6 protein-coding genes are annotated in these 13,359 nt (G+C 22.6%); 4 read left to right on the forward strand and 2 right to left on the reverse strand.

Features of this window, described 5'->3' with window-relative positions:
• Positions 1-87: 87 nt before the first annotated feature.
• Positions 88-4,770, reverse strand: a complete 4,683-nt coding sequence (locus D500_RS01435; protein WP_008363296.1) for a DUF4011 domain-containing protein — start codon at positions 4,768-4,770, stop codon at positions 88-90.
• A gap of 272 nt (positions 4,771-5,042) precedes the next feature.
• Between D500_RS01435 and D500_RS01440 the strand changes: the two genes are divergently transcribed.
• The 4 genes from D500_RS01440 to D500_RS01455 all read left to right on the forward strand — a co-directional run bounded on the left by D500_RS01440 (position 5,043) and on the right by D500_RS01455 (position 10,565).
• Positions 5,043-6,821 carry an MATE family efflux transporter gene (locus D500_RS01440; protein ID WP_008363299.1) on the forward strand — a complete coding sequence of 593 codons (1,779 nt, stop codon included), beginning with the start codon at positions 5,043-5,045 and terminating at the stop codon, positions 6,819-6,821.
• Positions 6,822-6,975: 154 nt separating this feature from the next.
• Positions 6,976-8,448 (forward strand): DUF2130 domain-containing protein, encoded by a 1,473-nt coding sequence (locus tag D500_RS01445; RefSeq protein ID WP_008363300.1) that lies wholly within the window; start codon positions 6,976-6,978, stop codon positions 8,446-8,448.
• A gap of 23 nt (positions 8,449-8,471) precedes the next feature.
• Positions 8,472-8,921 carry a hypothetical protein gene (locus D500_RS01450; protein WP_008363302.1) on the forward strand — a complete coding sequence of 150 codons (450 nt, stop codon included), beginning with the start codon at positions 8,472-8,474 and terminating at the stop codon, positions 8,919-8,921.
• A gap of 231 nt (positions 8,922-9,152) precedes the next feature.
• Positions 9,153-10,565 carry an ATP-binding protein gene (locus D500_RS01455; RefSeq protein ID WP_008363304.1) on the forward strand — a complete coding sequence of 471 codons (1,413 nt, stop codon included), beginning with the start codon at positions 9,153-9,155 and terminating at the stop codon, positions 10,563-10,565.
• Positions 10,566-10,783: 218 nt separating this feature from the next.
• Here D500_RS01455 and D500_RS01460 read toward each other — a convergent pair whose 3' ends face one another.
• Positions 10,784-13,198 carry an Eco57I restriction-modification methylase domain-containing protein gene (locus D500_RS01460; RefSeq protein ID WP_239759465.1) on the reverse strand — a complete coding sequence of 805 codons (2,415 nt, stop codon included), beginning with the start codon at positions 13,196-13,198 and terminating at the stop codon, positions 10,784-10,786.
• Positions 13,199-13,359: the final 161 nt, after the last annotated feature.

The raw sequence follows: 13,359 nt of genomic DNA on the forward strand, positions 1-13,359 counted from the left end.
TATTAGTTTTAATTAGTTCTAATATTTTATTTTCACTAATATTTCATTTTTCACTTGTTTGTTTAATAGTTAAATACATAAAATCACCTAAATTAAACGATAAACATTTTTAGATTCTTCAACTATAATTTTATCTTTTATCATTTGATCTAAAACATGTTGAACTTTATTGATACTTGATTGTAAAACTGATTTATTATAAGTTTTTAAAGTTAATTCTTTTGTAAAATCAGTTGTACTAATTGCCATATTATTAGTTTTAAATACAGTTAAAATAAAATGTTTAATTTCATTATCGTGTATTTCACTAATTGATCTTTTATTATCATTATTTGTACTTTGTTTAAATTTAAATTCTCATCCATAAGGAATTAAGAATTGATTTTCATCTAAAATACCAATTGAATTAATCATACGAGAAACTACTAATTTAACAGTATCACTAACTTTTTGTTGTTTTGTTAAATCTCTAACTATTTTATAAACTGAATTTAGTAAAATTGGTCCTGTTTGATTAACTATATAATTAGTTGCATCTTCTAATTCTTTGACTCTTTTTATAAAAAATCCAGATTCATTTCCTAAACTATAATATCCAACTTGTTTAATTAATTTATCAATACTTGGGTATGTTTCAAAAATTTCAGCTTGTGTATTAGTTTTTTTAATAAATTTATCTTCTTTAATTTCAGATTTAGTTTCTTTAATTTCAATTTTATTTTCTTTATTTGAATTTAAAATTTTATTTAGTTTTTCTTCAATTAAATTAGTTTGTAAACTTGGGTTTTTAAATCAATCAGTTGATCAAATTCTATGAAATGCTCAACCACGAGATTCTAGTACTTGTTGACGTAATCTATCTCTATCTCTTGATGATTTTGATGAATTAAAAGTTGAACCATCACATTCAATTGCTAATAAGAATTTGTTTTCATCTCTAGGATCAACTATAGCTAAATCAATTTTAAATCCAGAAGATCCAACTTGCTTTTTAACTTTTCATCCCTTTTTAGTTAATTGTTCATAAACTTCTTGATCAAAAGAATGTTTAGATTGTTCATCAAAAGTAGTTAAATTTTCTAAATTATTAACACCAAGCTCAGCGTTTTTAATAAATTTTTCTAACATTTTAATTCCATCTTGATCACTTTTATATCAATCAACTTCATTATGTTTAAAGTTAGATACAACAATCATTCCTCTTTTAGCTCTTGAAATTGCAACATTTAATCTTTTATAACCATTTTGTTTATTAATTTCACCAAACATAACACTAACTCTACCAGCTTTATTAATCTTTCCATTAATTATAAAAATAATAAAGTCACGTTCATCACCTTGAACAGTTTCTATGTTTTTAATAAAAAACGGTTCTTTTACATCTTCACTAAAAAATGGTAATAAATCAGGATTTTGTTCTAAGAATTTATCTAAATACTCATTTGCTTTTTGTTCTACTTCAGTATTAAATACAACAATTCCAACTGAGTATTTATTTTGATAAGTTAAAATTAGTTGTTTTAAAGTTTCTAGTGCTTTTAAAATAGTGTGATAATCATCATTTTGATCTATATATTGAGAATAAATGAATTTTAATCCTTCATAATCTTTTGGAAGTTTTGAATTTGGAAAAGTAATTAAATCATTATAAATAAATTTATTTGACGTATAAATTAAATCTTCAAATTTAGATCTATAGTGTCATTTTAATCTAATAGAATTTAAATTACCTTCAGCTAAACTTAATAAAGATTCATATCCTGATGAAATATCTTCATCATAATTAGTTTGTTCTATAAGTTCATCACTTTCTAAAGCAGTAAAGAAATTAGTTGGTGGCATTTGTTCTTTATCTCCAACTATAATTACTTGTTTTGCTCTAAATAAAGAACTTATAGCAGTTTCTGGTTTAATTTGTGATGCTTCATCAAATATTACAGTATCAAACTTATAATCAATATCTTTAAATAAATAACTAACAGTTAAAGGAGATAACATTAAACAAGGTTTAATATTTAAAATAAACTCTAAGGCATTTTCAAAAATAGTTTTAAATGACATTCTTAATCTTTTTTTAGAAGCTTCTCTTTTTAAAATATTATATTGAGGGTTTGTGTTTTGAAAAATTAAAGATTCTTTAATTCTTTTATCTAAAACCATAATGATGCGGTCTTTTGCAATATTACTAATTTCTTTGTCTTTAGTTCTAAATAACTCTAAATTACTATTCATAAAAATAGCATCTTTATTTTGCAATTCAGTATCAATAATATTTTGAATTAATAGTTTATAAAAACGTTTTAAAAAGATTTCTTTATAGTTAGTAGTAATTTTATTTTCAATAATTTTATTAATAAAATCACTTAGATCTTTTTCTAGTTCTTGTTTGTAAAAAATAAAACTAATGTATTGATCTAATTGGTGTTTATTATTTAAAAGATTATCTATTAAATTTTTAAATTCTAAATAACTATATTTTAAATAAGTAGTTTTATCTTTATTTAATAAAGTTAAAAAGTCTAAATATGAATTATAAAAATTATTAATATTATTAGCTAATTGTTCTTTTTTATTATGATCAGCTAAAATGTTTAAAATCGTATTACTAATAGTTTGATTTGAATATAAATTAATAATATTTTCTAATGTTTGTTTATTTTCTAATAACTGATTAATATCTTTTATATCTATATTAAACATTAACTTTTGACTTAGATCTTGTTCTTGTTTATAAGTGTTAAATAGATCTAAAAACAACTCAAGTTCTTTAACAATATCAATTTGTTTTATATCTAAATGATCTTTTAAATTATTTTTTAATAACTTATAGTATTTATTTCATTTTAAAGATAAAGTTTTTAAAGGTTTGTTAATAGTTGTTTTAACATAATTTATAGTTTGTTGTATGTCATCTTTATTAATAAAATCTAAGTTTTTTCAACTGTTGTTTAAAGTATCAATTAATAAACTTTTAATATAGTGTAGTTCAACTAATTGGCTAGTTATTTCTAATTGATTTTTAAAATCATTAATATCTAATATTTGGTTTTTATAAAGTGTTTTTGTGTTTTGATATAAATTAATAATTTGTTTTAAATAAGTAATTTTTAAAATAAATTCTAAATTAATAGTATTAGTATTTGCTAAAACATTATGCTGATTAATATAGTCTTTAATATTTGTAATTTGTTTGTTAAATAAATACAAGTTTTCAAAGATTTGATTTTTAGTTAAAAAGTCAACATTTGTTTTATTAAACCCATATCATAAACTATTTTTATAATTAAATCCAATTACTTTAAATGCTTCATAAAATCTATTAATTAGTTCTAAGTTATGTTCAAAGTTTTGATTTGTAATTTGTAAAATATTATTAATTTCAAAGTTTAAATCTAAATAATTTTTATATGAATAATATTTATTAATATAACCATAAACATTATCAAACTCAACACTACGTTTTTTTAACAACACATCTTTATAGTTATTAAAAATATCTTTTATTTGTTGATAATTAGAAACAAAACTTTCTAGTTTTTGATCATCTAAATCAAAAAACTGTGAGTTATTTGCATCAGAAACTAGTTCGTTTAAAATTTCAGATTTATTAATTTTTGAATCATGAATTGGAATAGCATATTTTTGTAATCCAATCTTTTTTAAATTGTTATAAACTACTTGTAAAGCTGCGTTTTTTTCAGCAACAAATAGAATTTTTTTACCTCTTGAAATTAGTTCAGTAATAATGTTTGTAATAGTTTGAGATTTACCAGTACCAGGTGGACCTTGTAAAACAAAGCTTTTTCCTAAAATTGCATTTTGTATAGCAATTTCTTGAGATGAATCTGCATCTAGAATTTTATATTGTTCTAAAATATTTAATTTAGTATCTAAATTATTTTCATTAACAACTGAAATATCATTATCTAAATTATTAGTTTGATCAACAATTGCTTTAAAAAAATCACTTGCAACAATATTATTAATATTTGCTTCAATATCTTTATAAATATTAATTCTTGAAAAATCAAAATTAGCTAAATAAACATCATCAATTATCTCTCATCTTTTATCAATAACTTGATTTAATATTTGTTCAGAATAACTTTTATAAGTATTAATTAAATCATCTTTATTTAAATTTAATTCAGCATCAATATCAAAATCATTTTTTAACTTTTTAACTAAAGCTTCATTTTGAATAAAGTTTTCTGCTTTTTTAATTTGAATAGATCAAGTATTTAAAGATTTTTTTAGTTCAACTGGTAGTAATAATAATGGAGCATATCTAGTTTCGTTTGAATCATTTGCTTCATATCATTTCAAAAAACCAAAAGCTAAATATAAAACATCAATTGAGTATTCATCTTTTCAAGTTTTACTAATTTTATAAATCTTTTTTAAAGTTAGATCTAGTATATCTTTTGTTTCATAATATCCAAATTGAGTATATATTTTAGTTTTATAAAAGCTATTGTTTTTAGTTATATCTTCTAGATTAGAAGAAAAAAGAGTTTGGTTTTTTAGTGCATCAGTACTATAAAGGTTTAGCATTTTATAGTTACTTATTTCATAACTTTCTTTAGAACTAGTATCAAGACTTTTTAAAAAATCTAATAAGTTAGGATAGACTATTTTAATTTTAGATGAGATTGTTTTAGTAGTTTTGATATTAAAGTTTAAAGACTTATTTTTCATTCCTAAATCTAATAGTTTACTTTTTCAATTATTAATGTTTTTAATTAATATTTTATTTTTGTCTTGATCCATAATATATCTCCTAATAGTGTTCTTATTTTATTTTATATGATTGAAAAACATTTAATAAAAGAGACAATTTAAAATAAAAAAATCATTATTTTATTAATTTAATTTAAAAATTACTATAAAAGAACAATAATATCCAATATATAAAATTATTTATTAGTTTTGTCATACTAGATATTAAAAAAAGTGAAATAATTAATAATATAACAATTGAACTTTTATTTATTTTATCCAATTGCTTACTTCTGATTTTCATAAAAAAAGGAGGTTTTTTTATGAGTGCTATAGTTAGTGAAAAACAGCAAAGAGCAAGAAAATTGTTTGGCCAAACACCTATTTCAAAAGCTATATGAATAGTTGCTATTCCTAGTTTATTAGCTTCACTAATGGTTGGGTTATATTCTTTTATAGATCAAATTTTTATATTGCAATTTGTACCTAAATATAGTAATGTTTTTGGTAATACTAGTAGTGAAATAGTCAAATATTTAGATCTTAGTCTTCATAATTTAACAACTAGTGATATATTTAAAAGCTATAATGAAATGCTTGAAGCTTATAATCAACAAGCAAGTATATTAAATGCTTCAAAACTAACTGTGATCAATTCAAACACCATTGTTTCAATTTCAACTGCTTCATTTGCTCCATTAACTATTTTTTCAAATGCGATTGTTTATTTAGTACCTGTTGGATCTTCAATTTACTATACAAAATGTATTGGTAAAAAATTAGAAAAAACAGGAAAAAACTTATGAGCAACAATGTTTTGAGTATGTATAATGCTTTCAATTTTTTCTTCATTTTTATCTTTTATAGCAATATGATCTGGATTAATAGATAAAATTGCAGGAATTACTCAAATTGATATAAACATTGCAAATAGTGCAAATGTTGATGCTTTAAGATTACAAGATTTTTATAATGCAGCTCATAAATTAAGTGTTCAATGAGCAAAACAATATGTTTATATTTATGCTAGTGCAACTATTTTAAATTCATTAACACTTTATTTATCATATTTTATTCGTTCTGAAGGTTATAACACATATGTAATGTTTTGTGCTATTGTAGCTAATCTTATAAATATTGGTTTAGATGCTTTATTTATTATAGTTTATAAAATGGGTGTACTTGGTGGAGTTGTTGCAACAGTTATTGGTTGAGTATTTAATACATTTGCATACATTATTTATATAGTTATTAAAGATCATAAACAAAAAACCTGACTTTCTATTAAAAGTTTATTTATGTTCAAATTTAATAAAAAATTACTAGGTCCAATCTTTTTACTTGGTTTAGGTGGTTTTTTAAGAACATTTGGTATAGGTTTTTCATTTCTTGTTATGAATCTACTTATTGCAAATTCTAGTTTTGCAATGCCTGAATATTTTCAATTCTACTGAGCAAAAGGTCAACCAATTGTAACTTTATTTTTAATTACAATTTTTGGAATTAGTGATGGAGCAAGAAGTTTATTTTCATATAATTACACACTAAGAAAATTTGATAGATGTAAAGAAGTTTATTTATGAACAATGATTATTGCTTTATTATATTCAATAATTGTTTATGTATTTGTTAGTCTTACAGCAAATAATATATGAGTATGAATTTTAAATGTTGATAGTGATAAAATACAAGGTACAGCAACATTTATTAGAGTTATTTCATTAAGAATTATAGCTGTGTCATTAGTTGTTAATTCCCTTCTTGCTTTTCAAGGAGCAAATGATGTTGACAAAACTATATTTTCATCAGCTTTTGAAAACTTTATTTCATTTATAATTGTGATTCCAATTTCTTATGTAATTGCTTATTTTGTTTATAAATCAACTAATAATAAAGAAATTGCTAATTGAATAATAGTTGGAGCTTTTGTATTTAATTGTTTATTAGCTTCACTAGTTTTAATGATATTTTCATATTGATTTGTTTTTAAAAAATTAGAAAAAATTGATCAAGCAAAATTAAGTTGAAGTAGAAAAATTGAACACAAGTTTTTTCAAAGAGCCCAACAAGATGAATTATTAGAAGTACAAACGAAAAATTAACTTATTTTTAATAAATAAAAGTCATAAATTTAAAATTATTTAATTTTAACTATTTGTTATTATTAAATAATTTTTTTTATTTAGTTTACTTATTAAGTGATTAAAAATTCATTTTAATAATTAGATAAAATTATAAAGTAACATTGGAGGAATTATGTCTAATATAAAATTTAGAATTATTGATAAATATAAGATTGAATTATTAGAAGATGCTAATAAAGGAAATATTATAGATTTATCAGATGCTTATCAAATAGATTTATCTATTATTACTGATCAAATTAATAAACAAAAAGATTTAATTTATTTAGAAAAACTAAAAAAAGAAAAAGACAACTGAGAGTTAGAAAAAACTAATCAATTAGAAAAGATTAAAAGTGATTTAAAAGATGAATATAATCAAAAAAATATAGAATCAACTATTTTAATTTCACAACTTCAAACTACTAACAAGTCTCTTAGTGAAAAACTAGAAAATATTAAAAAAGATTTTCAAAAAGATCTAGACAATAACAAAAAAATATGAGAGACTAATAGCGATAAAAAAATACAAGAAATTAAAAATGAACTTTTAGAAAAAAATAAAAAAGATTTTGAACAACTTATAAGCCAAAAAATTAAATTAGAATCAGATATTAAATCATTAAAAGATCAATTAAATAGTCAAAAACAATTAATAGAATTACAATTAGAAAACAAATATAATAAATTATTAAATGAACAAAAAACTGATTTAGAAAATCAAATAAAACAATTAGAAAATAATTTAACTCAAAACAAACACGAATTAGATAATATAAACTTAAAACATAAAAACGAACTTAATGAATTAACAAATACAAAAGATAATAAAATTAATGAACTTGTAAAAGATTTAGAATTTATTAAAAGAGAAAAACTAACTAAAAATATTAAATTAATTGGTGAAGAATTAGAAAACTATTGTTTAAATCAATTTAATCAAGCATCAACTTTTGCTTTTAAAACATCAACTTTAATAAAAGATAACATGATTGTTAAAAATGAAGATGAATTAAAAGGAACTAAAGGTGATTTTATTTTTAAAGTTTATGCTGAAGAAGAAAAGCAAAATTTATTATTAAGTGTAATGTGTGAAATGAAATCAGAACAATTAAATTCACACAATAAAAAGAAAAATAGTGATCATTATAAAAAACTAGATGATGATAGAAATAAAAAGAATTTAGATTATGCTTTATTAGTTAGTGAATTAGAATCTGATAGTAATGATAGTTTAATTTATAGAGTTAATGAATATAAAGATATGTTTGTAATAAGACCTATGTATTTTATTAGTTTTTTAGGTGTATTAGAAACTATTGCATTAAAGTATAAAGATTTAAAATTAAACAGATTACAACAAGAAATTATGTTTAAAGAAAAACAAGATATTTTAGATGAATTTGAAGAATTTAAAAATAACTTATTAGATAATGCTTTAAAACATATTGATACTAAAGTTAATGAAATTAATAAATCAGCTGAAACTATTAAAAAAGAAGCTAATAAGATTTTAGAAGCAACTGAACTAGTAATAAATAAACACTTAAACACAGTTAAAAACAAAATTAATGGATTTAAAATTGAAAAAGTTTTAAAAGATTAGTAAAACTTAGAGATTGCATTAGTATGTTATTAAAAGGAAAAATAATTTTAACTAGTGTGATTAGTAGTTTAGCTTTAGTTAGTATAAGTGGATTTATTGGTTATAAAATAGGTTTAATAAATAATGTTGAATATAAAAATAGAAATAAAAGATTATTAAAAATAATTGGATTTAATAGATTTGAAACTTCTGATGATTGAATAGATTATAGAAGAGGTTATAGCTATCAAGGTGAATTTAAAAAAAGAGGAGATGAGCTATTATTAATTAAAGATAATATATATAAAATTAATTCTGAAAATTCTAAAGTAACATTTTTTTATAATAGGGGAAATGAAATTTATAAGTATGTAATTAGTAATATTTCTTATGATGTAAAAGAAATTACTAACTTTTTACTTAAAGGTTCTAAAAATAATAAAGATATTTTAGATGTTAAAAAAGCAAACATTACAAAAACAAAAGTAGAGTAGAAATAAAGTAATTTTCTACCAATAGTTTTAGTTTTTCTACCACTAATCTACCACAACCGGTAAAAAAAGCAGTCGAATAACTCTAAAAATGAACTTTTTTTACCAGTTTTTAGTGATAATCTACCACTAATCTGCCAGTTTTCTACCACTAATCTACCACAACAGAGTATAAAAGTGGTAGAATAACTATGTAATATTTTTTAATTACTATTTATAATGGAGAGTAACAAAATGAATTTTAATCATAGTGGTGAAACTACAACTGTTGAATATAAAGTTACTTTTGATAAAAAGAATCCTGATAATTTATTACATATTGTGAGTGCTTTTGCAAACACAAAAGGTGGAAGAATTTTTATTGGTATAAACGATAATAATCAAATAGTAGGTCTAGAAAATCCGCAAGTTATTTTAGAAGATGTTAGCGAAGCTATTAAAACAAAAATTGAACCTAATCCAGAATTTTATTGTGAAATAGAAGAACATAACGGATTAAAATTTATTGTTTTAACAGTTATTAAAGGTGAAGAAACACCTTATCGTTATTTAACTAAAAAAGCTGATGTAGCATATATAAGGTCTGGTAATCAAAGTATAAAAGCAAATACAAATCAGTTAAGAAATCTAATTTTTAAAAAAACTAGACAGTCATTTGATACATTGAAAACTAAAATAAATTGAAAACAAGCAAACTTTAAAAGCTTAAATCAAAAATTAAATGAAATTGGTCAACAAGCAAAAACTGTTAATCAATTAATTTCTCTTGATTTAGTAAAAGATGATTTTTTAACGAATGCAGGAGCTTTACTAGCTGATAATAAATTTATAAAATCTTCAAAAATTCATTCTACAAGATGAAATGGAAATGATAAATTAAATTCTGAAATTTTAACTTTAAATACAAAAGAATTTGAAGGTAGTTTAATAGATATTTTTCAAAAAACTGAAAAATTTATAAATGACTATAATTCTGTTATGTGAAAAAAAACTGATCAAAAAAGAATTGATTATCCAAATTATCCGTTTTTAGCAATTAGAGAAGCTTTAGTTAACGCTTTGATTCATCGTGATTATTCAATTGATGGTTCACAAATTGATGTTGATATTTATGATAATAGAATTGAAATTATCTCACCTGGTGGAATGTTTGATGGAACAAATATTCAAGAAACACCAACATGAGCTGTTGTTTCAAGAAGAAGAAATGAAGCTATAGCCAATATTTTTCGAAGAATAAATTATATGGAAAAACGTGGTAGTGGATTAAGTAAAATTATTGATTTATATGCAAGTCAGCCTAATTATTCAAATGATTTAAAACCAGTTTTTATGTCTAATGATCAAGTATTTAAAGTAATTTTATGAAATTTAAATTATAAAAAAGATGATCTTATTACAAGTAATAAAACAAATACTAGTATAGAAGCTGAAACAACAGAATTACAAAAAAAAGAAGAAGAAACACAAGATCAAATTATTTTAAATTATATAGAAAGTGTTTTTAGTTTTACAAGAAAAGATATAGAAAAAGTTGCTAATGTTAAAAGAACTAGGGCAAATCAAATAATAAATAATTTATTAGAAGAAAACAAAGTTGTTAAAGAAAATGATGGTAGATCTACTAAATATAGAGTTAATAAATAAGTGCTACCTATATAACTGATAGTAAATCCTAAAAAACTTATTAGTTGACAATTAATTTGAATTTATATAATTTCATTTTTTGAATTACAATATTTCATTTGTTTATAATATGTTATTATTTTGTAATTTGTAATTTTGCATCATAAAACCCCTCTTTCAAGATTTAAAATCTTTGAAAAAGGGGGTTATATGGTAGAAAACACCTATTAATTTTATTATTATTTAGCTTTAACGGTTTTTAAAACATAATCTATTTCATCAATTGTTAAATTAAATTTTTTAAATATGTCCTTATCAATTTCTTCAATTGACTTATTTCAATCTATATCATTTGTTGTTTCAAAATCAAATATAGGAACATATTTATAAACTCCTCTGGCGGCATTTTGTGTTTTTTTAATTTGAGAGATTAAAAATCTATATAAAGATGTATTCATATACTTTATCACATTTATACATATTTGTTTACTATCAAATGGACCTACTACTAAATATGTTTCCGTACATACTGAACCTGGTTCCCCATAAAATGGCAAACCATTAAATTTTGCGGATATTTCTCCTGCTTTTGAGACAAATACCTTGTGTTTATCTATTCAATCTTGTCTTGCTATTATGTGTTCACGTTTTATATATTCAAATTTTTCTTTTTTAGATATAGGGTTTCTGTAAATTTTTACTGTGTCATTGCTAGGTGTATTTATAAATAATCCCTTATAATTACCTACAACACCATTTGAAAAAGGTGAATACGTTGAAACTAATTGCATAAATGAATTAAAATTATGCTCAAGAGAACCCACTTTATTAATTATTGACTTGCTTGTTGCATCTCTAATAAAAATATTATCACCATTCGTATTCATATTTACTATTTGGCAAATCTCTGTTCCATCATCTTTATGATAGTAGCTTTTTGTTTCTCCCTTTGTCTTTTTATCTCAAAGGAAATAAGAAACACCACCAGCTATATTAACAGTAGGAAATAACTTTTCTGATTTTTCATAATCATGAAGAATAGAAATATGGTTTTGATCAAGCATATATTTTCTAAAGGAATCTAATCCAGTACCTGCAGTCATTCACAAGCTTGGAGTTATCATTGAAACATAGTTAGTAGATAATTTAATTGCTGCTTCAACAAATAGATTGTATACCGGGTTAGCTTGTGAAACAGACCCATTATTTTTGGCTACTAATTCTTGATAAGGTGGATTACCAACTACTACATTAAAATTCATATTTTCTTTGCCTCCTAGTGATCAATAGCTAGGTTCTTTTACTTTATTTATAAAGTTATCTTTCTTTAATCTTAATTGTTTTATTAGGTCTTCAAAAAAGTGCATATTCACTTTTCCTCTTCTAAAACCTAGAAGGGTTCTTTTTGTAATTAATTTAGCCATTGGTGTTTTACAAATAATAAAAATATTATTAGCAACTACTGAATCTCATATTTTTATCTTTTCTTCTAATGATATTTCGTCTTTATTTAGATGTTCCCTTTCTAATTTTATTTTATAAAGAGAAAAAGTTAGGTACAGTGGATATAAACCTGTTTTTGAATTAATTTCTAGAAGTTTTGAACTCTCTGAAAAAACTTCATCTGTTACTTTTTCAATTTTAACAAATCTAGGTTCCACCAGTAATTGTTTATGTCTTTCATCATAAAAATCGCTACCACCTATGGTATCACTTAAATGCATATTAACAACTCTTCAAGGAGTTAATACGGTTTCCTTATCAGGATTTCTAAATGTAGAAAATAGATTAGTTATTTCTCTAACCCTTTCAATTGGATCTAGATTATCTGCGTTTCTTACAGTATTTATTATTTTTTTACAAGAAGCCGTAAAAATGTCTTGATTATAGAACTTCTTGATTTCTCTAAATTTATCTTTTGTTACTCCTTTAGGCATAAATTCGTTTCACGATGCATTAGGATCATTACCTTCTGTATCAGTCATTAATTCAGGAAAATTGTCAACAGTTATTTGTTGGTCACCCTTTATATTTATTCCATAGACAAGTAATGGTATTCTTATTGAAACTGCTCTTAATGTGGAAATTAATTTATTTTTTCTTGTTATTTCTTCCTTTTCTTCATCACCTAACTTATTTCTTTGGTCTATCTTTTTATTGTTATCAAATTCTGGATTGTCAAATCCTAGTTTGTTAAGTTCTACTTGGTTAATATTTTTTTTATTTTTTGAAGCACCTACTATTTTACTTAATTCATCAATATTTTTTCAGTCATCATTGCTGATTTCTTTTAACATTGCCTCATCATATAATTTAATATCTTGAAATCCACTTTGATAGACTCTTTCAACATAAACTTTCTTTAGTTCCTGCATTAATTTATTAGTATCGTATTCTCTCATACTTGATTTATCAGAAGAAATAACAGGGCAATAATTTAAAAATTTAGTAATTAATTCTCTGTGTTCGTTAGTACTCTTGTTTTTATGAAGAAATGTTATTGAATCAACAATCATCTTTAGTGTTCTATCTGGAGCAAAATCAAATACATAACAATTTTCCTTAGTTTTTCCAGCAATACTTGCTGGTGTTTGAACTCTAAAGATTGTTTGCATATACTGAGCAGCAGATGTTTGATAACCACCAGATAACATTAAACAACATGTTCAAGCAGGAACTGAGACACCCGTTGTTAATCTTCCACAAGTTAGTGTTATTGTATATGTATTTTCAGGGTGTTCTGTTATTCTGCTTTGAACCTCATTAAGCGCATCATTCGGATCTATTTCTTCATCCCCATTACCAGCTACATTTA

It is taken from the genome of Mycoplasma feriruminatoris (genome assembly GCF_000327395.2).
GTDB lineage: Bacteria > Bacillota_I > Bacilli_A > Mycoplasmatales > Mycoplasmataceae > Mycoplasma > Mycoplasma feriruminatoris.